Here is a 22,038-nt window from a genome sequence, read left to right as displayed (position 1 = left end):
GAAGGGGGCCTAGGCTCTCGCACATGCTCAGACTCGGATTTCCCGTCATCGGCGTGAGCGACATTCCCCGCGCAGTCACCTTCTGGACGCAGGCGCTGGAACTGGTAGCCACCGAGGAGTGGAGGAACGAGGCCTGGCGAACGCTCGACCACGCCGACGGCTCCGGTCGGGCCCTCGCCCTGCAGCACAGCACGTCGCCGGTGGAGCCACGTCCGCGGCTCCACCTGGACCTGTTCACCGACACCACGGAGGAACAACAGACCGAGGTTCGACGGCTGGTCTCGCTGGGTGCGCGAGCCGTCGAATGGGGCCTGTATCCCCCGGACCCGGACTTCGTCGTTCTCGCCGACCCGGACGGCAACCTCTTCTGCGTGGTCGACCTGAGCCATGCGCCCAGCGGCGGCAACCGGCCGCCTACCGGGCAGGCACCCCTCCCCTAGCCGCCCTAGGCGGTCGAACCCGCAAGCGGCGCCGTCGCACCGCTTTCGCCTCCCTTGGCCCTCGGCCGCTCGCGCAGCACGGCCGCCCCCACCCCGGCAGCGACCATCACGATGCCGACGATCCACAGTCCGGTGTCGATGTCGCCGGTCGCGTCGCGGGCCCACCCCGTCACGTACGGCGCAAGGAAGCCCGAGGCATTGCCCAGGGTGTTGATCAGCGCGATCCCCGCCGCCGCTCCGGCGCTCGTCAGGACCGTGGGCGGGAAGTGGATCGACGGTTCCACCGGCCGCTGACCAGCGCGGCCGGAGTTCGGGTGTCGAAGGGCGATGAGTCTCGCCGTGGCTGCCGGTCTGTATCTCCGACACACCGTGAACCGCACTCGAGGAGAACGCCATGACCGCTACCTACACCTTCGACGTCTTCTCCAGCCTCGACGGCTTCGGCGCCGCCAGTGGCAACTGGACCGGCTACTGGGGCAAGCAGGGCCCCGAGCTCCTCGACCACCGCCTCGCCCTGTACGGCGAGGAGCAGCGGATGGTCTTCGGGGCCAACACGTATCGGGCGTTCGCGCGGATGCTGGCCTCGAGCACCGAGGAGTCCGAGGTGCGTGACCCGTGGGTCAGCCGGATGAGGAGCCTGCCGGCAACGGTGGTCTCGTCCACGCTGGAAGGATCCCTCGACTGGCCGGACGCGACAGTCGAGAGCGGTGACGCTGTCGACGTCGTCGCTCGGCTCAAGAAGGAGTCCGGGGTACCGCTGCGCTCGCACGGCAGCCTGTCGATGAACCGGGCGCTGATGGCCGCGGGGCTGGTCGACCGCGTCCAGGTGACGCTCTTCCCCGTGATCACCGGTCGGACCGGCCTTGACCCGATCTTCAAGGGTGCGGCCGATTTCGATCTCGAACTGCTCGAGCACCGGACGCTCGACGGCCACACCCAAGAACTCGTCTACCGGCCTACCCTGCATGTCTGAACGGACTCACCCCGCCTGAACTGAGGGAACAGCCTTGAGCATCACGACCCGGACCGTGCGGTACGCCACCGACAGCGACAGCAAACTCCTCGACATCTATGACTCGGGGCAGCAAGACAGTCGGTGTGTGCTGCTGTGGCACGGAACGGGACCCGACGAGCGGGACGTGATGGCGCCGCTTGCACAGGAGATCGCCGGGTTGGGCCTCACCGTCCTTGTCCCCGACTGGCGTTCGGACCAGGCCGACGAGGGCCGGGCACATCTCACCGACTCCTTGCGGTTCGCGCGGGACTTTGTACGCGAACTCGGTAGCGGGGAGGGGCAGTTGGCCCTCGCCGGGTGGTCGGCGGGGGCAGGCGCCGCGATGGGCGTGGCCCTCCAGCCGGAGCTCTTCGACGGCTGGAGGCCGACCGCGGTGGTCGGCATCGCGGGCGGCTACCGCTTCCCGGCACGCACCACGGGCACCGTGCCCCTCCGCGCGATCGGACCGGCGGTGGCACCGATACCCGTACGGCTCGTGCACGGCACCGCGGACACGATCGTGCCCGGCGATTCCTCGCGTGAACTGCACGAAGTCCTGCTCTCCCACGGCTGGGACTCCGAGCTGTCCGAGCCCGCCACTGACCACGCCGGGGTGCTTGGCTGCGTCTACGATCCCGGCGCGGGGCGGTGTGTGCCGTCAACCGAGTCTTCCGTATCGGAGCTCGGGCGAGAGACGGCCCGCGTGGTGGCGAGCGCCCTCACTGGAAAGCCGGCATGACTTCCTTGATGAAAAGCTCCAGGGACCTGCGCTTCTCCTCGTGCGACAGGCCGGTGTCGATCCAGAAGCTGTACTCGTCGACGCCGAGCTCCTCGTAGGCGCGCAGCCGCTCGACCACTTCTTCCGGGGTGCCGATCATGGCGGTCTTGTGCAGCGACTCCGGTTCGAACTCGGGCCGCTCATCGAACTTCGACTCCGGGCTGGGGGCGAGGAATCCGTTGTCCGGGGTGGTCTTGTTGCCGAACCAGGCGTCGAAGGTCCGGTAGAAGCGGTTGATCGCCTTCGCGGCCGGGCGCCATCCGTCGGGCTCGTCGGGCGAGTGGAGGTGCGTGTGCCGCAGCACCATCAGGTCGGGCCGCGTCACCTCCGGGTGGTTGGCCACCGCGGTGTCGAACTTCCGCTTGAGGTACGCGACTTCCTCGTCGCCCTTCATCAGCGGGGTGACCATGACGTTGCATCCCTGGCTCACCGCGAAGTCGTGGGAGTCGGGGTCGCGGGCGGCGATCCACATGGGCGGGGTGGGCTGCTGCACCGGCTTGGGCACACTGGTCGACGTGGGGAACTGCCAGATGTCGCCGTCGTGGGCGTAGTCGCCCTGCCAGAGCGCTCGGACGGCGGGCACGAGCTCGCGCAGGTGTTTTCCGCCGTCGCGGGCCGAGACGCCGTCCGTCATCCGGTCGAACTCGAACTGGTAGGCACCCCGGGCAAGGCCGACCTCCATACGACCGTTGCTGATGACGTCGAGCAGGGCACATTCACCGGCGGCCCTGATCGGGTGCCAGAACGGGGCGATGATGGTCCCCGCGCCCAAGCGGATGGTCGAGGTCTTCGCGGCGAGGTGGGCCAGCAGCGGCATGGGGCTGGGGGAAATGGTGTATTCCATCGCGTGGTGCTCCCCGATCCACACGGTGGAGAACCCGCCCGCCTCGGCCATGAGGGCCAGTTCGGAGAGGTTCTCGAACAGCTGCCGGTGGCTGCTCTCCTCGTCCCAGCGCTCCATGTGAACGAACAACGAAAACCTCATGGCTGCTCCTCTTCTTTGGGGACCAGGACGCGCGCGGCGTCCATCTCGGTGAGGGTGACGTCCCCGGTGGCCCAGTGCGTGCGGGGGACTTCGTGGACGACGACCCGGATGTGTTCGGGCCGGGTGTTCGTGGTGCGCAGGACCGCGGTGTGCACCTCGTGGATCAGGTCCCGGATCTGCGCCGGAGTGCGACCCTCGGCGAGCGTGATGGCGATCTGTGGCATGTCAGCTCCGTATGGTTCGTCTCCGCGTGGTTCAACTCCGCGTGGTTCAACTCCGCACGGTTCAGCTCCGCATGGTGAACGGGTCGGCCACGGGCTCCTCGCTCGTGTTGATCCAGACGCTCTTGAGCCGGGTGTACTCCTTGATGGACTCGGTGCCGTGTTCGACGCCGGAGCCGCTGGTCTTGAAGCCCTGCCGCGGCGACATCGGGGACATGGCCCGGTAGGTGTTGACCCAGACCGTTCCGGCGTCCAGGCGTGCCGCCATCCGGTGCGCCCGTGCGAGGTTCGTCGTCCAGACACCGGCCGCGAGTCCGTAGTCGGTGTCGTTGGCCAGGCGTAGGACTTCGTCCTCGGTGTCGAACGGCATGATCGCCAGGACGGGGCCGAAGATCTCCTCGCGGACCACGCGCATGGTGTTGTCGACGTCCACGAGAATGGTGGGCTCGTAGAAGTAGCCGCCGAGCCCGCCGTCTGTGGGTTGTCCGCCGGTCAGCACCCGGGCGCCTTCGCTGCGTCCCAGGTCGACGTATCCGGCCACCTTGTCGCGCTGGTCCTCGAAGGCCAGCGGGCCGAGTTCGGTCGCCTCGTCCATGGGATCGCCGATACGGATGGTCCTGGCCCGCTCACAGACGCGTTCGAGCAGCTCGTCGTAGACGGACCTGTGCGCGAACACCCGGCTCCCGGCGATGCACGTCTGCCCTGCGGCGGCGAAGATCCCGGCGACGACGCCCATCGCGGCGTTGGGGATCTGCGCGTCCTCGAAGACGATGTTGGGCGACTTGCCGCCGAGTTCGAGCGTCGAGCCGATGAAACGGCTCGCGGTCGCCGCGGCGATACGGGACCCGGTGGCGGTACTGCCGGTGAAGGAGATCTTCGCGAGGTCGTGGTGGTCGACAAGGGCCTGCCCGGCCTCGGCGCCGAACCCGGTCACGACGTTGACCGCGCCCGGCGGGAACCCCGCTTCGAGCGCCAGCTCGGCGAGCTTGAGGATGGTGGAGGAGGTGTACTCCGACGGCTTGATCACCACGGTGTTGCCCGCGCAGAGAGCAGGGGCCAGCTTGCTGCTTGTCAGAGTCAGCGGCGAGTTCCAGGGAGTGATCGCGCCGACGACGCCGAGCGGCTCCCGTGCCGTGTAGTTGAGGACCTGGCGGTCGGAGGTGGGGATGAAGTCGCCGTGGATCTTGTCGGCGAGCCCGGCGTAGTAGTAGAAGTACTCCGGCAGTGTGGCCAGTTGCCCGCGCATCTCGCGCAGCAGTTTGCCGTTGTCCCGCGACTCCATGCGCGCGAGGTCCTCGGCGTTCTCGGCGATCAGGTCGCCGAGGCGGCGCAGCAGGTGCCCGCGTCGCGTCTGGCTGAGGTCGCGCCACCGCGGATCCTCGAAGGCCCCCCGTGCGGCGGCCACGGCCCTGTCGACGTCGGCCGCGTTCCCGCGTGCCGCACGGTAGAGGACCTGGCGCGTGGCCGGGTTGGTGCTCTCGAAGTACTCCCCCGACGCGGGCTCCACCCATGTACCGCCGATGAAGTGCTGCAACGTGGTGAGTTCAGACATGTGCGCGCTCTCCGATGAAGGTGGTGAGACAGTCGACGAACGCATCGGGGCGCTCGACGGGCAGCATGTGACGCGCTGTGGGGATGACGGCGGCGCGGCAGTGCGCGAGTGCCGAGGCGAGCCTGTGGGTCATCTCGGGGGTGGAGCCGGGATCGTTCTCACCCGTCACAGCCAGTGCGCGTACGGCGATGGAGCCCAGGTCAGGCGCGAGTTCGGCGTCCGCGGCAGCGAACACGCGATAGCAGGCGATGAAGGACCGGACATCGTTGGCCAGGAGCGTGGCCCTGGTGCGGGCGACGCATGCGGGGTCGACGTCGGTGCCGGTGTACCAGCGCTTCAGGGAAGCGGCGGCACTCGCCTCGAAGTCGGCCTCCGCGGTGTGCAGCCGCTCCAGGACGGACGCCCGCTCCTGGGGCGTACGGTCGCACACCGAGCTGACCGAGGTCAGCGTGGCCGCCAACTCCGGGCGGTGCAGCGCCACGTGCTGGGCGACGAGCGCCCCGAGCGAGAATCCGACCAGGTGGGAGCCTGCCGGAATCTCGGCGACGGCCCCGTCGGCCAGGTCGGTGAGCGTCACCCCGTCGTGCACGGGCCGGCGCGTGCCGTGGCCCGGCAGGTCGGGGGTGATCACGGTGAAACGGTCGGCCAGGAGCGCGGCTGCGGGCTCCCACATGGTGTGGTCGAGCCCGACGCCGTGCAGCAGCACCACGGTCGGCTTGCTCATACGTGCCTACTGCTCGGTCGAGAGAGGTGCGAGGCGCTGCTGCGGACGCCCCTGGGCGGCGGCGGCGAGCGCGATGACGATCTCGTTCGGGTGGGGAGCGTCGGTGAGCCGGATCTCGATGGTCTGGTGGTGCGAACGGATCGTGGCGTCGGTGATGTGCTTCAGCGGAATGTCGAAGACCACGCCGGCGGGTCCGCGCTTCTCGACAGCGGGCAGCAGGGTGGTGGCGCCTGCGGCCTTGCGGAAGTGGTCGCCGAACTTGAGTGTGTGGATCAGCGCCGAGCCGTGCTCGACCTCGCCGTCCAGGCCGACGACGGCAGCCTTGCCGTACGCCTCGGCGGGAGCCTGAAGGGCTTCAAGTACCGCGGGGGCGAGGAGCGCGCCGATGTCGGATGCGTGCGCGTCGATGCCGGGATTGAGGTCTTCGACGAAGCCCTGACCGGCCCACGGGTTCTCGATCACCGCCGCGACGACGGCGATCCGGGCGGGGCCGCTGACTGCGCGGCCGCCTTCGGTGTGGATCTCCTCGACGACGGTCACGATCTTGCGGACGTTCATGAGGGCACTTCCTCCAGTGTTTCGGTGGTGACGACGGGGTCGGTCATGCGGTCCCCGATGCGGGGGTGGGGGCGCGGGCCCGTCGACGCTGCCGCGATGACGACGATCTCGTCGGCATGCGGGGCGTCGGGAACACGGGCGCTGATGGTCTGGTAGTGGCTGCGGGTCGCGGCAAGTGTCTTGTGCCAGAGGGGGACGATCAGCGTTTCGCCTGCCTCGGCGCGCGTGTCGGCGAAGCAGATGATCGACTCGCCCTGGAGGAACTCCCGGACCAGATTGCCGAAGTACGGGGTGTGGATGAGGGCACCGGCGTGCTCGATCTCGCCCGCCGTGCCGACGATGGCGGCCTTGCCGAAGGCTTCGATCTCGTCCACGCCACCGAGCGCGCCGATGAGCCGGTCGGTCAGCACCTTCGCCAGTACCGGGGCGACGTGCCCCTGCACCGGGGACAGATCCGTCGAAGGGCCGGTGCCCAGCCACGGATTCCGGATGACGGCGGCGACGCTGGCTCGCCTGGCCGGTTGCGCGGGCACATCGCCCGCCTCGGTGAGGACGACGTCGCGGTAGAGCACGAGCTTACGGAGACCGATGCTCGCGTCCGGACGATCCAGGTTGCTCTCTTGCATGCCACAGGACGTTAGACATGCTCTCCGGTGCCGGTCAAGAGGGAAGGCCGGGCGACTTCTCCAAAGCCACCGGAAGGTGACCATGAGGCCACTTGGCGCTCCTGACCTGGTTAATCATCGAATCCACGCCCAGCGATGCACCTCAGGGCGATTCGAAGCGACCGATCCCTTGACGCTCAATCTGCGGCATGCCTTACTGCTTCTTGTATACCAATGACGGTAGCGGCGAGCCCCGCGGACTCAAGGAGTTTCATGTCCAGTCCCCTTCGAGCGGGTGCGGAAATGACGCCCGACGAGCCGTCCGCGAGCGGGGGCGAAAGCCCCGCCGACGGCCCTTCCGATGGCACCGGCCCAGGGGAAGGAACCGTTGGCAGGCTCGGTTCCGTTTTCTGGGCCTCACTCGGTATCTCCGCCGTTTTCGTCGCCTGGGCGGTGCTCTTCACGGAGAACCTGAACACGGTCACCACCGCGTCCCTGAACTGGGTCACGGGCACCTTCGGCTGGTCCTATCTGGTGGTCACACTCGCCATCCTGGTCTTCCTGGTGTTCCTGGCCTTCAGCCCCGCCGGCGACATCCGGCTCGGCAAGGACACCGATCGCCCCGAGTTCTCGACGCTGACGTGGTTCTCCATGATCCTCAGCGCGGTCATGGGCATCGGCCTCGTCTCGTACGGCGTCGCCGAACCCATCTCCCACCTCGCGGCGCCGGCCCACGGCGTCGCCGAGCCGAACACCCCGGCGGCAGCGGTACGGGCCCTGCAGTACTCCTACTTCGACTGGGGCCTGCACGCCTGGGCGATCTTCGCCATCTTCGGACTCGCCATCGCGTACTCGACCCACCGAAAGGGTCGCCGCGCCCTGGTCAGCCAGTTGTTCGTGCCCTTGCTCGGCGACCGCGTCAACGGGCCGATCGGCAAGGCGATCGACGTACTCGCCGTGTTCGCGACGCTCTTCGGCACCACGACCTCACTCGGCCTCGGGGCGCTCCAAGTCAACAACGGCCTGGGCACGTTGTTCGGAATCCCGGTCAACTCGGTGACCCAGGTGCTCATCATCGCCGCCGTCACCGCGGTCTTCACGCTCTCGGCGGTGACCGGTGTCAGCAAGGGCATCAAGTTCCTGAGTCAGGGCAGCTCGCTGCTCGCGGTCGCACTCTTCGTCTTCATGCTGGTCGTCGGCCCTGCCGTCTTCATCGCCAACCTGTACATCGAGTCCGTGGGCCAGTGGGCCACCGACTTCTTCCGGATGAGCCTGCAGGGCACCGCGTTCGGCGGGCTCGAATGGATGCAGGTGTGGACCTACTTCATGATGGCCTGGTGGGTCTCCTGGGGCGCCTTCGTCGGTGTCTTCCTCGCCCGCATCTCGCGGGGCCGCACCATCCGGGGCTTCATCGTCGGAGTCCTTGTCGTGCCCAGCGTGGTGTTCTTCACCTGGTTCACGGTCTTCGGCGGTACGGCGATCCACCTCGATCTGTTCGAGGGCGGTGACATCGCCGAGCAGACCTCGGCCGACATCAACAGCGCGTTCTTCGCGACCCTCGACCACTTCCCGCTCGCCGGGATCACATCGGCCGTCGCGATCCTGCTTGTCGTGATGTTCTTCGTCTCCGGAGCGGACGCCAACACCTATGTACTCAGCATGATGACCTCGGAGGGGTCGCTCACCCCGCGCCGTTCGGTGCTCATCCTCTGGGGAATCCTCACCGGCGTCACCGCCGTCGCCCTCATGCTCGCCGGCGGCCTCGACGCCCTTCAGAACACCGTCATCGTGACGTCCTTGCCGTTCCTCGTGATCATCGCCGGCCTGGCGGTGTCCTTCTGGAAGGAACTGGGCGCCGACCGAAAGGAGAAAATTGATGTCGCACGCTGAAACCCGTCGCGCACGCACGGAGAAGGCATGGGCCGCGGCCTGGGGCCAAGGGGACGTCGATGCCCTCGACGACCTGCTGAGCCCGGCCTACCTCCGCCACGGCAATGACCCGCACCCACAGGACCTGACCGCGTTCAAGGCCGCCGTCGTCTCCACGCGCGCGGCATTTCCTGACCTGGTCACGACCATCGACGACATCGTGGTCGAAGGCGACAAGGCGGCGATCCGCTGGCGCAGCAGCGGAACCCACACGAACTCGTTCCTCGGCGTCCCGGCCACCACGCGGCGCGTCGACGTCAGCGGTGCCACCTTCGCCCGATTCGAAGGGGACCAGATCGTCGAGGAGTACGTGACATGGGATCCGCGGGCCCTGCTCTCGGCCCTTGGCATCATCCGCGTGGGACAGGACTGACGATCAAGATGTCGATGACAAGCAGCACAAGCACGACAAGGAGCACTTACATGGCGCCGCTCGCCTCCAAGCCCGACCTCGACGTGATGAAGCAGGTCAACCGGCAGTTCATCACCGGTGTCACGGTCGTGACCGCGATGGACGGAGAAACCCCCCGCGGGCTCGCCGTCAACGCCTTCTCGAGCATCTCGCTCGACCCCGCCACCGTGGCGGTGTGCGTCCAGCGCACCTCGTCCACCCACGACTGCCTGTTCCGGGCGGACCACCTCGCGATCAACATCCTGTCCACGGACCAACTCGACGTCGTCGGCACGTTCGCGACGAAGTCCGACGACAAGTTCAAGGACCTGGACTGGCACAGCGGTCCGTTCGGCAGCCCGCTGATCGCCCGGAGCAGTGCGCAGATGGAAGTCGAGATCCGCGAACGGCTCCAGGCCAGCACCCACACCGTCTTCATCTGCCGTGTGGTGCACGCCGCGGTCGAAGAGCGGGCCCCGATGGTCTACGGCGCGGGTAAGTTCTTCGACGGTGGCGCGCTCGCGCCCCTGGGATGACCGGCGGACGGCTCGGGAGACGAAGGAGGGTTCGGTGAATCGCGCGAAGAGCGAACCGAAGAACGGGTCGATGCAGGGCAGGGTGATCGCCGAGATGCGCCGGCGGATCATCAAGGGCGACATCGCGCCCGGTGCTCCGCTCTCGGAGCTCGCCCTCGCGGACGAGTTCGGTGTCAGCCGTACGCCGGTACGCGAGGCTCTCAAGCAGTTGCAGACCGAAGGGCTCGTCGAGATCCGGCCTCGCGTGGGGACGTTCGTCACCACTCCGTCCCGCCGCGAGATCACCGAACTCTTCGAGATGAAGGAGCTCCTGGAGGGCGCCGCCGTCCGCCTCCTGGCGCAGCGGGGCCGGGTCGCGGAGATCGACATGCTCGAACGGAACCTGCGCGAGGCCGATCAAGCGGTGGCGCGTGACGATCGGGAGCGGTACGCGGAGTTGGTCCAGGAGTTTCACGATCTGCTCATCGCCGGTGCCGACAACAACAAATTGGCGGCCCACTACCGGATGTTGATGAACCAGCTGGCCTACTCCCGCCTGGTGAACACCTCGCTGAGCCAGCCGGGCCGCGCGCTGCAGTCGGACCGCGAACACCACCTCGTACTGGAGCTGATCCTCGAGAAGGACGGCGACAGCGCCGAGCAGGTGATGCGCGAGCACGTCAGGGCCAGTCGACGCGCGCTGCTTGCCCGGCTGCCCATCGGCGGCTCGGGTGAGGGCTTCGGCACGGCAGGGTCCTGACGCCGGGCAATCTGAGGCAGCAGCATCCCGGTCCGGTCCTACTCCGGGGCGCGTAGGACCAGGCCGGGATAGATCGCGTTCTCGTCGGTCAGGGTGGGGCGGTTCGCGGTCAGGAGCCGCTTCCCCGCGGTGGGGTCGTTGTAGGCCCGCAGGGCCACGTCGCTGAGTGTTTCGCCTTCCTGGACGGTGACGAAGCGTGGCAGGAGCCCCTCCTGCCCGGCCGCCACCCGGTCCTCCACCTCCGCGACACCTGCGACGTTCCCCAGAGCGAGCAGGATCTTCTCCTTCTGCTCCTGCAGGGCGGCATCTCCGGCGACGACGACCCTGAATCCCTCGACGCTGACCCGGAAATGATCGTGCGTGAGGCCCAGGTCCTCGAGACGCCCCTTGAGCTGAGCCGCCGCCTTGTCCGGCTCGCTCACCAGCGGAACCTCGAGCTGATGGCCCGCTTCCCGCGTGAACTCGTACCTCGCCATGTGCCCTCCACGTGTCGCGTCACGAGGCGACCGGGAGCCGCCTTCGTCGTTCGCCTTCTCCCCCACCTACCCGCTCAAGAGCCACCACTCGCTCAAGCGCCACATGAGCTGACGAACAGGCTCTCACCGGGCGCGAGTTTCATGACGGTCATCACACCGTGAACACACCGGGTTAAGGTCGCCCCTGGGGGCAACATGGCGAATATGCCATCAGCGCCATCATTCGATGATCAGTCCGCGTCCCAGCGGTTCCCCTCCCCCAGTGACGAGCCGGAACAGCTGAGGGCCACCGCCGCGGAGCTGCGTGAGCAGGTTTCCGAGCTGGAGGTCCAGGCGCGTACGCGCCCCAGGATCGCCCTCGCCGAGGGTGTCCTGATCGAGCGGTATCGACTGCCGAACGCGGAGGCGGCGTTCACGTTGCTGCGCCAGGCGTCCCAGCGGGCCAACATCAAGCTGCACCAGCTGGCGGCCGCGGTGGCCCGGACGCCAGGACCCGCACCGGGCGCCCGGGTGTGGTTCAGCGGGCGGGCACAGCATCCGGTACCCGACCTGGCCGCGCTCGAGGCCGGCACGCTGAACGTGACCAACCAGGGCGAGGTACTCGGCGCCGCCTTGCATCGCGTCCTGTCCGTCACCGGCACGGACATGGGAAACGTGCAGCTGGTCGAGGACGGCGTCCTGCGCATGACGAAACATGCCGGTCTCTCCCGGCAGTTCACCGACTACTTCGCGTTCGTCGACGGGAACACCTCATGCTCCCGAGCGGCCTCCGCCAGTCACCAGGTCACCGTCAAAGAGGTGGCCTCGTCGGCCGGCTTCGACGACGACACGCGCCGGGTGATCCTCGCGGCCGGTAGCCGCGCCTGCCACAGCGTCCCGCTGGTCGACGACCAGGACACCGTCCACGGCGTCATCTCCTCCCATCACGCCAGCCCGCTGACCGGCTTCACCCAGACTCAGCTCCAGACCCTGCACACCGCCGGTCGCACGCTCGGCACCTGGATCAAGTGGCACCAGCACACCGTCCTGCGCGCCGCGCTGGAAGACCTCCACCAGCTCGCCCGAGCCTCCCGCCAGTAGCACTGGGGGGTCACGGCTGGAGCGGCATCTTCCAGCAGTTGGAGGTGGCCTGCTTGCGGAGAGCCGGTCGGTCAGCCAGGAGATGGCGTCGCCCTGGTCGGTGATGAGCGGCACCAGGTGGTTGGTGAGAATTTTGTCGCCGAGGTTCGGCAGCGCGAGGGCCTCGTAGGTGACGTTGCCGCCCTTGCCGCACCAGTCCACGGCCAGTTGCCGGGCTTGCTCGTGCGGAACGATGTCGTCCTGGACGCCGACCGCCAGACGCACCGGGCCAGTGGGCTTGAGCCTGCCGATGCGCTGCTTGTCGGTACCCGGCATCGGGCGGCCGTCGAGGCCGGGGATGCTCAGTCCGATTGGCAGAGCCTCGGTCCGGATCAACGCACCGTTGGTGGCGGGCAGTTCGGCCGGGCCTGCCCCACTGAGGCCCGCAGAGGAAACGGCGCCCGTCCGGGCCTACTTGGACTCGACTCGTCCGAACGCGCCGGGGCCGGTGGTCAACGCGTCCCGCGCCTCCTGCCACGCGTTGCCGTCCAGGCCGAACTGGGTGCGGAGGTAGGTCGCTGCGAGCCGTCCGAGCGCGGCGACCCGCTCGGGATTCTCGTCCGTGGTCTCGGCGACGTCGTACCCGCTGATCCCGCCGAGTCCGTGCCCGGCGTCGAACAGGGTGAGCAGCGTCTTGGCGCCGGGAGCGAGGCTGTACGGGTCGGCGTGCCAGTCCGGGCCCATCTCCGTGAAGTGCCGGGAGTCGTCCTTGTCCCCGGCGACGACCAGCGCGGGCGTGGTCATGGCGGAGAAGTCGATGGTCCGGAAGACCGGGAACTGCTCGCCCATGACCCCGGTCAGGATGTCGCCTCCCCTGCCGGGGGCGGCCAGCAGCACACCCTGCTTGATCCGGGGCTCGGTGAGATCCGCCTCCCGCCCGTCGTCGGGGTCGGTGACCCGGGCCCCCAGCAGGAGGGCGGCGGTGAAGCCGCCCAACGAGTGTCCGGCCACGGCGATGCTGTCACGGTCCACGCGTCCGGCGAGTTGCGGCACAGCGGCCTCGATCAGGTCGAGCCGGTCGATGATGTGGGTCATGTCCTCGGCGCGCGAGCGCCAGAACAGAGGCGCTCCGGGAGTGCCCGCGTGCAGATGACTGAGCGTCATGGAGCTGAGGTGAGTGGGCTGGATGACGACGAAGCCGTGTTGGGCCCACAGGTCGGCGAGCGGGGCATAGCCGTTGAGTGAGGAGAGGTGGTTGGAGTGGCCGTGCCCGTGGGAGAGGAGGATGACCGGGAGGTCGGTTCCCGTCGCGGGTGCGGTGACACGCACCTGCAGGTCGACGGGGCGTCCGGGCACGGACAGCACCACCGGGCTGAACGAAAGCACGGGGGTGGGCGAGCCGACGGTGCGGTTCATGGAAGTCGATGCACTCACGATGCGTCTTTCCCTTCGGTTTTCCCTTTGGGGCCTCTGCCGCTGATCTCATGGGGCTGAGCGCGTGAGGCAGGGAGGAAGTGCCGGCTTCAGCTAGACTGAAGCGGAACGTTGCTCCACTTACAATACGGAACACTGTTCCGCTTGACAAGCGGAACAGTGTTCCGACTTGTCGGCGGCTACAGGAAGGAGAGTGCGGTGCCCACTGCAGGCCGGTCCGGAGAGGTGGCGGCCCCGAGCAAACGGGCCGACGCGGTGCGCAACCAGCAGAAGCTGCTCGCCGCCGCCGCCGAGGTGTTCGTCACCTCGGGCGTCGATGCGCCGATCCGCGAGATCGCGGCCAAGGCGGGCGTGGGGATGGGCACGATCTACCGCCACTTCCCGACGCGGGCTGATCTTGTCGTCGCCGTCTTCCGCCACCAGGTCGAGGCGTGCGCCGAAGCCGGTCCGAGCCTGCTGGCCAGTGCCGAATCGCCGCTCGACGCGCTGCGCCAGTGGATCGATGTCTTCGTGGACTTCCTGGTCACCAAGCACGGGCTCGCCAACACGGTGCAACCGGACAGCAGCGGCTTCACCGCGCTCCACACCTACTTCCTCGACCGCCTGCTGCCCGTCGCCGAGCAGTTGCTCGACGCCGCAGTCGGCGCGGGCGAGATCAGGCCCGGTACGCAGCCCTATGAACTCATGCGCGGCATCGGCAACCTCTGCATCAGCCCCGACAGCGACCCGCGCTACGACCCCCGCCGCCTGGTCGCGCTCCTTCTTCAGGGACTCCAGCAACCGCAGTCATCCTGATATCGGCGGCGAGGAGGACAGGCGGCAAGGCGGCGAAATCCTTCCTGGCGAGAATCCGGGGCTTATCGGCATTTTCGCCGCTGTTGGCTCGACGGTGCCATCCATAGGCTCTTGGCATCAGCCGCCGACGAGAAGGCTATTCACATGTTCGACGAGACCAATGGGGCCGGTGCCCTGCCCGCATCAGTGGCCGGAGTTCGCATCCCCACCAGCGAACTGGCCCACGAAACCACCGCGTTCGTACGACGCGTGTCCTCCGGGACGCTCTTCAACCATGTCATGCGGACATACGTTTTCAGCGCGCTGCTGTTCGATCGACGCGGCGTTCACTACGACCGTGAACTTGCGTTCGTCGCCGCGGCCCTGCATGACCTCGGTCTGGTCGAGGCGTACCAGACACCGACTGAACGCTTCGAGGTCGACGGCGCCGACGCCGCACAGCGGTTCCTGCGGAAACAGGACATGTCTGACGATCGGGTGGAGGTCGTCTGGGATGCGATCGCCCTGCACACCAACTTCGGCATCGCGACTCGGAAGAGGCCGGAGATCGCCATGATCTCCGTCGGGTCCGGACTCGATTTCGCCGGGAACGATCTTCAGGAAATCCCGTCCGACATTCTCGAAGAAATACTCACCACCTTCCCCAGGGAAGGCTTTAAGCGGGACGCGCTCGACAACGTGGTGTCGCTGTGCCGCACAAAGCCCATGTCGGTACTCATGCATCCCTTCGCCGAGGTCGGCCGCCGCCATATCCCCGACTTCTCGGTGCCCACCGTGGAGGATCTGCTGCTCGCCGCGCCTTTCGAGGAGTGACGGCGGGCGACGCACCCGCCGGAGCGTCGCTCCGGCGGGCCGCGGCTCAGCGCGACAGCACGGTCTCCAGCCACTGCTGGACCTCGGGAGTGACCGGGTCGGTGATGTCGGCGAACTCCTCATGCTTCTTCAGGAACTTGGCCACGTACGGGCAGACCGGCACGATCCGCAGGCCCGACGCACGGACGTCGGCCAGTGCCTGCTGTACGAGGATCGAGGCCAGACCCTGCCCGGCGAAGGCGTCGTCGACCTCGGTGTGGAAGAAGACCCGTTGGCCGTCCCGATCGCGGTACGCCGCGAGGCCCGCGGTCGTGCCGTCGACCAGGATCTCGTAGCGGTGCCGAGTGTCTACTCGCTGGACGGTCGGAGCGGGAGCCGGCTGGGTCATCGTGTGCCTCTCGGACGGGTCGGGTCGGAGCGCGGGGTGATGGTGGCACTCGAAGGGCGGGGCGCGGGGATGCGCTCTCCGTCGTAGCCGTCGACCCGACCGAAACGGTCGGCGGCGCTCCGCCCAACAGGACCACCCTGGCCCGGGAGTTCGTCTCGTTCGTCAGCGTCAGCGTGATGCCGCGGCTTCGCCGAACCCGCTGAGCATGATCACTGAAATTCTACGACCCGTCGTCCCGGTTCGCCGCGACCGACTGTGACCCGGCGAGCTCGTCGAAGAGCAGGGCGCAGTCGCCGGTCTGCCCCGTGCGGTAGGCGACGCGCGCCACCAGGTGCGCGGCGACCGGGCTGGTGAGGAGCTGGAAGAACACGACGAGGGCGAGCGTCCCCAGGTCGACCCACGAGCGCAGCCGCAGCGCGACGCCTGCGGTGAGCAGGAGGATGCCGAGCGTCTGCGGGTTGGTGGCAGCGCTGCTCCGGGCGAGGACGTCGGGCAGGCGCAGCAGGCCGATGACGCCGGTCAGGCAGACCAGGGCGCCGATGAGCAGCAGGGCCGCCCCTGCGACATCGGCCACGTGGTTCCAGTTGCTCACGGGCCCTCCTTGGGCTGGGCGGACGGCAGGGTGGGGCGGTCGCGTACGGCGATGAAGCGGGCGATGCCCACGGAACTGGTGAACCCGAGGAAGGCGATCACCAGCATGATCGACAGGTAGTAGCGGGTACGGGTGGAGGCCGCCTGCACCCCGATCCCGGCCACGATCAGCGCTGCCGCGACATCGAAGCCCACCGCCCGGTCGAGCATGGACGGGCCGCGCCAGATACGGATCAACAGGAGTGCGCCCGCGAGCAGGATCACCGCCAGGGCGGCGTCGAGCAGGATGTCGTCCACAGAGGTCACGGCCGGGGGTCCTTTCGTGCGGAAGGCGCGGGAGGTGCGGGAGGTGCGGGAGGCACGGGTGGTACGGGCCCCGGGTCCACGGCGACGCGCGCGATCTCGGCGCGGGTGCCGAAGGCCCGTACGACCAGTGACTCCAGGCGCCACGCGTCGCGGCGGGTACGGCGCACCGCGTCGCGGTCGTCGGCGTCGGACATGTGCAGGTACAAGGTGGCGGTGGCGCCGTTCACCTCGACCAGGGCACCGCCCGGGACACAGGAGACGGCGACAGCGGTCGCCGCGATCATCAGGTCGGTGCGGCACCGCAGTTGGACGGCGATCACCGCGGCGGGACGCCTGCGGCCGCCCAGGGCCTGGCGGGTCACCGTGGCGCTGGAGGCCACCATGTCGTACGCCAGGTAGCCGGCGAGCCGCAGGATGCCGAGCGGACGCAGGCGCAGGGCGAGTTCGACGGCGGGCAGCGGGAAGACGAGGCACAGCACGACGGATACGAGGACGCCGCTGATCAGATTGCCCCAGGTCGGCCCCGACCACAGCAGCATCCAGATCACCGTGAGCCAGGCGATCAGCGACAGGTCCAGGCGGCGCGGGCGGCTCTTGGATTCAGGGGAGCTCACGGGCCGAGCACCGCCGTGATGTACGGGGTCCGAGCGAGGATTTCAGCGGCCGAGCGGTCGGCAAGGCCCGTCAGGGGGGCGGCGAGCACGGTGTAGGAGAGGCTGAGCAGCACCGCGGCGATGGTCGCACCGACCATCACGCGCGGCACCCGAGCCGTGGTGCGGACACAGGCGGCCGCGGGGGCGACGGCCACCGCGCCGGTGCTCCCGGCTCTCTCCGAAGCGGCACTGTCGTCGCTGTCATCGCTGTCGTCGACATCCTCCAACACGGTTCCCTCCTGTGGGAGTTGGGAGGGTGCGGCCCGCCAGAACGCCAGGTTCCACACCTTCACCATCACGTACAGCGTCAGGAGACTGGCGACGGCGCAGGCGCCGAGCAGAACGTACGCGTCACTGCCGCCGTCCGCCGCACCCGCCCGCATCAGCCCCAGCTTTCCGATGAAGCCGGACAGCGGCGGGATCCCGGCGAGGTTCATGGCGGGCACGAACCACAGCGCCGCCAGCAGGGGCGCGGTGCGTGCCGCACCTCCCAAGCGCGTCAACTCCGTTGTGCCGTAGCGCCTTTCGAGCAGTCCGGCAGCCAGAAACAGCGTCGTCTGTACGGTGATGTGGTGCGCCGTGTAGACGATGGCGCCGCCGATGCCGTCCCGGCTGCCGAGCGCGATTCCGTACAGCATGAAGCCGATGTGGCTGACGAGCGTGAAGGAAAGCAGCCGTTTGAGGTCGGTCTGGGCGACCGCGCCGAGGATGCCGATCAGCAGGGACGCGAACGCGACCGCCATGAACAGGAGCGAGAGCCGGTTGCCGGGGAACAGCAGGGTCTCGGCGCGCAGTATCGAGTACACGCCGACCTTGGTGAGCAGCCCGGCGAAAACGGCCGTCACCGGGGCGGGCGCGGTCGGATAGGAGTCGGGCAGCCAGGCGGCCACCGGGAAGACGGCGGCCTTGACGCCGAACACGGTCAGGAGTAGCGCCTCGATCAACCCCCGTACCCCCGGCGGAAGTTCGGACAGGCGGACGGCGAGCTGCGCGAAGTTGAGGGTGCCGCAGGCCGCGTAGGCGACCGCGATGCCCGCGAGGAACACCAGGGACGAGACGAGGGAGACGACGACGTACGTCGAACCGGCCCGCAGGCGCGGCTCGGTGCCGCCCACCGTGAGCAGCACGAAGCTGGCCATCAGCATGATCTCGAAGCCGACGTAGAGGTTCACGAGGTCGCCCGCGAGGAACGTGAGCGAGACCCCTGAGACAAGGACCAGGTAGGCAGGGTGGAAGACGGCGATCGGAGCGCGCTCCTCGCGGTCGACCATGTCCTGGCCAAGGGCGTAGATCAGGACGATGAGGGTGACGGCACCGGACACGGTCAGCATCAGCGCGGCGAGCCGGTCGACGACCAGGGTCACCCCGAGCGGCGGGGCGAAGTCGCCGAGATGCACGACGAGCGGGCCGCTGCGGTCGGCCTCGACGAGCAGGATGATGTCGACGGCGAGGACGGCGGCGAGCACGCCGATGCCGATGAGGCGGTGCAGCAGGCGCAGCCGGGGCCCGATGAACATGCTCAGGCCGCACGCGGTCAGCGGCAGCACGACGGGCAGCGGGACGAGGGCGTTCACCGGGGGTCTTTCTCCTGCCTTTCGGGGCCGGGCGGCCGGGGCGGGTCCGCGCCGAGGATGTCGTCCCACAGGTCGCCCGTGGCGTCCCGGGCGCGGGCCTGGAAGGCGCGGTCGTCGCGCAGCCGGTGACGCTGCTCACGGCGTTCGTCGCGCCAGGCGCGCGGCCCCTCGTCGCGGTGCAGCTCGCGCAGCTCGGCACGCTCCTCGCGGATCTGCGCCCGCAGGACGACGCGCCGGTCCTCCACGTCGTCCGGCACGAAGTCGGAGCCGGTCAACTGGCTGCTGCGATACACCATCGCGAGCAGGAACGCCGTGGTGGCGAGGGTGATGACGACGGCGGTCAGCGCGATGGCCTGGGGCAGCGGATCGGTGACCCGCGCGTACGCGACGCCCGGGTAGAGGAGCGGCGGAGCTCCGGCCCGCCCGGTGGTGGCGAGGACAAGGAGGTTGACGCCGTTCCCGCACACGATGACGCCGATGAGCACCCGGGTCAGGCTGCGGGTGTGGATGAGTACCGCGCCGACGGAGGTCAGGACGACGGCGCAGACCAGCAAGGTCAGACTGACGGTCACCGCTCCCCCTCTCCGGCGGCGAGCGCGAGCCCGGCTCTGGCTTCCGTCTGCTGGTCGATCTTCGATCCGAGTGCGCGTACGACGTCGAGGACCGCACCGAGGACCAGCAGATACACCCCCAGGTCGAAGAGGACGGCGGTGCCCATGTGCCAGTCCCCGATCAGCGGCAGATGCCCGTGCCACGTCCAGGCGTGCAGCACCGTCCCGTCGGCGAGACCAAGGAGCGCGACGCCCGTCGACAGGGCAAGACCGAGCCCGGTGAAGAAGCCGGGGTGGGCCGGGGCCGCGGCCGCCAACTCGTGGCGCCCACCCGCGAGGTAGCGGATCATCAGGGCCACGCCCGCGACGAGTCCGCCGACGAATCCGCCGCCCGGCAGGTTCTCCGCGCACAGCAGCAGGTACACCGAGAGCACCAGGATCGGGTGGAAGACGAGACGGGCGATCACCTCGAAGACGACGGATCGGTGTTCGGGCGCGAGCGTGTCACCCGCCATCAGCCAGCTGCGCTCCGGCGCGGCCTGCCGGTACTCGGGCGGCACCTGGATGGCGGGGGTCGCCAGGGACCAGGCCGTCACCCCGCCGGGCAGCGCGGGCGGCGGGCCGGCCGCCGGGCCCTGCCTGCGGTGTACGTACAGCAGGCTCGTCACGCCCAGGACGGCGACCGCGAGGACGGCCGACTCGCCCATGGTGTCCCAGGCGCGGAAATCCACGAGAATTGTCGCCACCACGTCCTTGAGGCCATGGTGCGCCGTCTCCTCCGTCATGGCGGCCCCGGCCGGATGCGCCGTCCGCGCGGCCGCCGCGATCCATACCGCGCAGGCGACCACGACGCTGCTGCCGAGCGCGAGCAGCAGGCCGGCCACGCGGCGCCACGACGGCAGCGACTCTCCGAAGTGCACGGGCAGCCTTCGCAGGACGAGGATCAGGACCACGGTCGAGACGGTCTCCACGCCGAACTGCGTGAGCGCCAGATCGGGTGCGCCCTGGACGACGTAGAGGAGCGCCGTACCGTACCCGGTCAGGCCCGCGAGCACGGCCGCCTTCATACGGCGTTGTACGACCAGGCACATCAGGGCGCACGCGCTGGTCAGCGCGGCGACCGCGGCCTGCCACGGGGTGTCCCAGACCCGGGGCGCGGGGGCGCCGTGCCAGGGGCGGTCCGTGACGAGGACGGCGATGAGCCCGGCGAGCACGACGCCCAGGATCGTGGCCACGTACGCGGGCAGCGACCCCTTCTGCACCGCACCCGTCACCTGCAGCGCGGTCCGCTCAAGACCGAGCACGATCCGCCCGAACCCCTCGTCCGCCTTCGGCCACGCGAGCCGCCGCCCCAGCCTCGCCATTCCGCCCCGCCCCGCGAACAGCGCCGCGCCACCCGCCCAGGCGAGCGCGGACAGACCGAGCGCGGGCCCGAACCCGTGCCACAGCGCGAGGTGATAGGGGTGCGCCGGGAGGGGGTACTGCGCCGCGTACGCCTCGAAGAGAGGCGCCACCCACCCGATCCCGGGGCCGAGGAGCAGCGATCCCGCGGCGAGCAACGCGGGCGGCGCGAGGAAGGCGGGGCCGACGCGGTGTACGGCAGTGTCCGCGAGCCCCGGCTTACGGGCGAACGCACCCCACAGGAATCGCAGCGTGTACGCGGTGGTGAGCGCGGAGCCGACCACGATCAGGGCGAGCACCCACCGCTCGGCGACGCTGCCGTGCAGCAGCGCCTCGAACGCGGCCTCCTTCGCCACGAATCCGAGCAGCGGCACCATCGCGATCATCGACGCGCCCGCGACGACGGCGACCACGGCCACCCATGGCAGCGCCCGTCCCACACCGGACAGGCGTCGCAGATCGCGCGTTCCCGCCGCGTGATCGACGATCCCGGTGACCAGGAACAGCGGCGCCTTGAACAGCGCGTGCCCGAGGATCATCGCACCGGCCGCGAGCGCGGTGTTGTACGAGCCTGCCCCCGCGAGCACGATCAGGAAGCCGAGTTGACTGACGGTCCCGTAGGCGAGCAGGAGTTTGAGGTCGTTGAGCCGCAGCGCACGCCAGCCGCCGAGCAGCATCGTCGCCGTGCCCAGGACAAGCAGCACCGGCCGCCACGGCGTGACGTCCGCGAACGCGGGAGCGAGCCGCGCCACCAGGTACACGCCCGCCTTCACCATCGCCGCCGCGTGCAGATAGGCACTGACGGGGGTGGGAGCGGCCATCGCGTTCGGCAGCCACATGCTCAGCGGCCACACCGCCGACTTGGCGAGCGCTCCGGCCAGGATCAGTACAAGGGCGACCGAGAGCGTCGTATCGGCCGGGGGCGGCGACTCCAGGATCCGGGAGATCCGGTACGTGCCCGCCGCGTGACCCAGCATCAGGAATCCCACGAACATGGCGAGTCCGCCCACCGTGGTCACCGTCAGCGCCTGCAGCGCGGAACGGCGGCTCGCCCGCTTCTCGCTGTCGTACCCGATCAGGAGGAAGGACAGGACGGTCGTCAGTTCCCAGAACAGATACAGGATCATCAGGTCGTCGGCGAGGACGAGCCCCAGCATCGCTCCGGCGAAGGCGAGGAGGTTCCCGCCGAAGGCGCCCAACTGCCGCGTCCCCGGATCGAAGTAGCTCGCGCAGTACAGCAGCACGAGCGCCCCGATCCCGGCGGCGAGCAGCACCATCACCAGGGACAGCGCGTCGAGCCGGAACGCCACATCGACGTCGTACGCCTCGATCCACGACCACGCCTCGCTGCGCGCTCCCCCGCCCGTCACCGTGCCCCACTGGCAGAGCGCCCAGGCGAGCGCGGCCGCGGGCGGCAGCGCGAGGACGACGAAGGCGCGTGGGCCGGCGCGGCGGACGAGCGGTGCCGCGCAGAGCGCGACGACGAAGTGGGCCAGGACCAAAACGGTCATGGGTCATGCATATCGGCAAGTAAGCGACATATAG

26 protein-coding genes and 1 pseudogene are annotated in these 22,038 nt (G+C 69.0%); 10 read left to right on the top strand and 17 right to left on the bottom strand.

The genetic code is table 11. The features are described from left to right. Positions 1-23 precede the first annotated feature (23 nt). Positions 24-440 (top strand): VOC family protein, encoded by a 417-nt coding sequence (locus ACFQ7F_RS05580; protein ID WP_383266527.1) that lies wholly within the window; start codon positions 24-26, stop codon positions 438-440. A 5-nt stretch (positions 441-445) separates the two neighbouring features. On the opposite strand, the gene ACFQ7F_RS05575 is transcribed toward ACFQ7F_RS05580, so the two are convergent. Next, on the bottom strand, positions 446-724 hold the full coding sequence (locus tag ACFQ7F_RS05575; protein WP_383266524.1) for a hypothetical protein: 279 nt from the start codon (positions 722-724) through the stop codon (positions 446-448). 110 nt (positions 725-834) lie between these two features. On the opposite strand from ACFQ7F_RS05575, the gene ACFQ7F_RS05570 reads away from it, so the two are divergent. Continuing rightward, positions 835-1,413: a dihydrofolate reductase family protein gene (locus tag ACFQ7F_RS05570; RefSeq protein ID WP_383266522.1), complete on the top strand. Its 579-nt coding sequence runs from the start codon at positions 835-837 to the stop codon at positions 1,411-1,413. Between the two features lie 34 nt (positions 1,414-1,447). Beyond that, a complete protein-coding gene (locus ACFQ7F_RS05565) occupies positions 1,448-2,173 on the top strand; it encodes an alpha/beta hydrolase (RefSeq protein ID WP_383266520.1) in 726 nt (241 codons plus the stop codon). Here the strand turns inward: ACFQ7F_RS05565 and ACFQ7F_RS05560 are convergent. The 6 genes from ACFQ7F_RS05560 to ACFQ7F_RS05535 form a co-directional block, all read right to left on the bottom strand. Further along, a complete protein-coding gene (locus tag ACFQ7F_RS05560) occupies positions 2,154-3,197 on the bottom strand; it encodes an LLM class flavin-dependent oxidoreductase (protein ID WP_383266518.1) in 1,044 nt (347 codons plus the stop codon). The two genes, ACFQ7F_RS05565 and ACFQ7F_RS05560, sit on opposite strands and share 20 nt — an antisense overlap. Beyond that, positions 3,194-3,421 (bottom strand): 4-oxalocrotonate tautomerase family protein, encoded by a 228-nt coding sequence (locus tag ACFQ7F_RS05555; RefSeq protein ID WP_383266516.1) that lies wholly within the window; start codon positions 3,419-3,421, stop codon positions 3,194-3,196. The genes ACFQ7F_RS05560 and ACFQ7F_RS05555 overlap by 4 nt, the downstream gene beginning before the upstream one ends. 61 nt (positions 3,422-3,482) lie before the next feature. Continuing rightward, entirely contained in the window at positions 3,483-4,970 is a 1,488-nt protein-coding gene (locus tag ACFQ7F_RS05550) for an aldehyde dehydrogenase (protein ID WP_383266514.1), read from the bottom strand. Further along, positions 4,963-5,694 (bottom strand): alpha/beta fold hydrolase, encoded by a 732-nt coding sequence (locus ACFQ7F_RS05545; RefSeq protein ID WP_383266512.1) that lies wholly within the window; start codon positions 5,692-5,694, stop codon positions 4,963-4,965. The genes ACFQ7F_RS05550 and ACFQ7F_RS05545 overlap by 8 nt, the downstream gene beginning before the upstream one ends. Positions 5,695-5,700: 6 nt before the next feature. Beyond that, positions 5,701-6,252 (bottom strand): amino acid synthesis family protein, encoded by a 552-nt coding sequence (locus tag ACFQ7F_RS05540; RefSeq protein WP_383266509.1) that lies wholly within the window; start codon positions 6,250-6,252, stop codon positions 5,701-5,703. Next, entirely contained in the window at positions 6,249-6,878 is a 630-nt protein-coding gene (locus ACFQ7F_RS05535) for an amino acid synthesis family protein (protein ID WP_383266506.1), read from the bottom strand. Before ACFQ7F_RS05535 ends, ACFQ7F_RS05540 begins: the two co-directional genes overlap by 4 nt. 252 nt (positions 6,879-7,130) lie before the next feature. Here ACFQ7F_RS05535 and ACFQ7F_RS05530 point away from each other — a divergent pair, with 252 nt between their 5' ends. The 4 genes from ACFQ7F_RS05530 to ACFQ7F_RS05515 are packed head-to-tail and all read left to right on the top strand — an operon-like array spanning position 7,131 to position 10,452. After that, positions 7,131-8,747 (top strand): BCCT family transporter, encoded by a 1,617-nt coding sequence (locus ACFQ7F_RS05530; RefSeq protein ID WP_383266503.1) that lies wholly within the window; start codon positions 7,131-7,133, stop codon positions 8,745-8,747. Then, positions 8,734-9,159, top strand: a complete 426-nt coding sequence (locus ACFQ7F_RS05525; protein WP_383266500.1) for an ester cyclase — start codon at positions 8,734-8,736, stop codon at positions 9,157-9,159. The genes ACFQ7F_RS05530 and ACFQ7F_RS05525 overlap by 14 nt, the downstream gene beginning before the upstream one ends. Before the next feature lie 50 nt (positions 9,160-9,209). Beyond that, complete coding sequence (locus tag ACFQ7F_RS05520) at positions 9,210-9,713, top strand: flavin reductase family protein (RefSeq protein WP_383266497.1); 504 nt, start codon at positions 9,210-9,212, stop codon at positions 9,711-9,713. Positions 9,714-9,747: 34 nt separating this feature from the next. Next, complete coding sequence (locus tag ACFQ7F_RS05515; RefSeq protein WP_383266494.1) at positions 9,748-10,452, top strand: GntR family transcriptional regulator; 705 nt, start codon at positions 9,748-9,750, stop codon at positions 10,450-10,452. Between the two features lie 38 nt (positions 10,453-10,490). Here the strand turns inward: ACFQ7F_RS05515 and ACFQ7F_RS05510 are convergent, their stop codons facing one another. Further along, positions 10,491-10,928 carry a BON domain-containing protein gene (locus ACFQ7F_RS05510; protein WP_383266491.1) on the bottom strand — a complete coding sequence of 146 codons (438 nt, stop codon included), beginning with the start codon at positions 10,926-10,928 and terminating at the stop codon, positions 10,491-10,493. Positions 10,929-11,132: 204 nt separating this feature from the next. Here ACFQ7F_RS05510 and ACFQ7F_RS05505 point away from each other — a divergent pair, with 204 nt between their 5' ends. After that, positions 11,133-12,008 carry an ANTAR domain-containing protein gene (locus tag ACFQ7F_RS05505; protein ID WP_383266488.1) on the top strand — a complete coding sequence of 292 codons (876 nt, stop codon included), beginning with the start codon at positions 11,133-11,135 and terminating at the stop codon, positions 12,006-12,008. Positions 12,009-12,018: 10 nt separating this feature from the next. Here ACFQ7F_RS05505 and ACFQ7F_RS05500 read toward each other — a convergent pair. Together ACFQ7F_RS05500 and ACFQ7F_RS05495 are read right to left on the bottom strand one after the other, a co-directional pair. Then, positions 12,019-12,311, bottom strand: a pseudogene (locus ACFQ7F_RS05500) (lipase family protein); the annotation flags it as partial. Between the two features lie 147 nt (positions 12,312-12,458). Continuing rightward, positions 12,459-13,421 carry an alpha/beta hydrolase family protein gene (locus ACFQ7F_RS05495; RefSeq protein WP_383266485.1) on the bottom strand — a complete coding sequence of 321 codons (963 nt, stop codon included), beginning with the start codon at positions 13,419-13,421 and terminating at the stop codon, positions 12,459-12,461. Positions 13,422-13,619: 198 nt separating this feature from the next. Between ACFQ7F_RS05495 and ACFQ7F_RS05490 the strand changes: the two genes are divergently transcribed. Both ACFQ7F_RS05490 and ACFQ7F_RS05485 read left to right on the top strand, forming a co-directional pair. After that, positions 13,620-14,216: a TetR/AcrR family transcriptional regulator gene (locus ACFQ7F_RS05490; RefSeq protein WP_383266483.1), complete on the top strand. Its 597-nt coding sequence runs from the start codon at positions 13,620-13,622 to the stop codon at positions 14,214-14,216. A 144-nt stretch (positions 14,217-14,360) separates the two neighbouring features. Beyond that, a complete protein-coding gene (locus ACFQ7F_RS05485; protein WP_383266480.1) occupies positions 14,361-15,029 on the top strand; it encodes an HD domain-containing protein in 669 nt (222 codons plus the stop codon). 46 nt (positions 15,030-15,075) lie between these two features. Here the strand turns inward: ACFQ7F_RS05485 and ACFQ7F_RS05480 are convergent, their stop codons facing one another. From ACFQ7F_RS05480 to ACFQ7F_RS05450, 7 genes are all read right to left on the bottom strand, one after another. Further along, positions 15,076-15,417, bottom strand: coding sequence for a GNAT family N-acetyltransferase (locus ACFQ7F_RS05480; protein ID WP_383266478.1), 342 nt, complete (start codon positions 15,415-15,417; stop codon positions 15,076-15,078). A gap of 220 nt (positions 15,418-15,637) precedes the next feature. Beyond that, a complete protein-coding gene (gene mnhG, locus ACFQ7F_RS05475) occupies positions 15,638-16,009 on the bottom strand; it encodes a monovalent cation/H(+) antiporter subunit G (RefSeq protein ID WP_383266475.1) in 372 nt (123 codons plus the stop codon). Beyond that, complete coding sequence (locus ACFQ7F_RS05470; RefSeq protein ID WP_383266472.1) at positions 16,006-16,314, bottom strand: monovalent cation/H+ antiporter complex subunit F; 309 nt, start codon at positions 16,312-16,314, stop codon at positions 16,006-16,008. Before ACFQ7F_RS05470 ends, mnhG begins: the two co-directional genes overlap by 4 nt. Next, complete coding sequence (locus tag ACFQ7F_RS05465) at positions 16,311-16,928, bottom strand: Na+/H+ antiporter subunit E (RefSeq protein WP_383266469.1); 618 nt, start codon at positions 16,926-16,928, stop codon at positions 16,311-16,313. Before ACFQ7F_RS05465 ends, ACFQ7F_RS05470 begins: the two co-directional genes overlap by 4 nt. Continuing rightward, a complete protein-coding gene (locus ACFQ7F_RS05460) occupies positions 16,925-18,541 on the bottom strand; it encodes a Na+/H+ antiporter subunit D (protein WP_383266467.1) in 1,617 nt (538 codons plus the stop codon). The genes ACFQ7F_RS05465 and ACFQ7F_RS05460 overlap by 4 nt, the downstream gene beginning before the upstream one ends. Next, a complete protein-coding gene (locus ACFQ7F_RS05455; protein ID WP_383266464.1) occupies positions 18,538-19,113 on the bottom strand; it encodes a Na(+)/H(+) antiporter subunit C in 576 nt (191 codons plus the stop codon). The genes ACFQ7F_RS05460 and ACFQ7F_RS05455 overlap by 4 nt, the downstream gene beginning before the upstream one ends. Next, positions 19,110-22,004 carry a Na+/H+ antiporter subunit A gene (locus ACFQ7F_RS05450; RefSeq protein ID WP_383266461.1) on the bottom strand — a complete coding sequence of 965 codons (2,895 nt, stop codon included), beginning with the start codon at positions 22,002-22,004 and terminating at the stop codon, positions 19,110-19,112. Before ACFQ7F_RS05450 ends, ACFQ7F_RS05455 begins: the two co-directional genes overlap by 4 nt. Positions 22,005-22,038 lie beyond the last annotated feature (34 nt).

The sequence above is a fragment of the Streptomyces sp. NPDC056486 genome, from assembly GCF_042795295.1.
In the GTDB taxonomy this organism is placed as follows: domain Bacteria; phylum Actinomycetota; class Actinomycetes; order Streptomycetales; family Streptomycetaceae; genus Streptomyces.
This window is presented reverse-complemented; position numbering and strand designations above follow the sequence as displayed.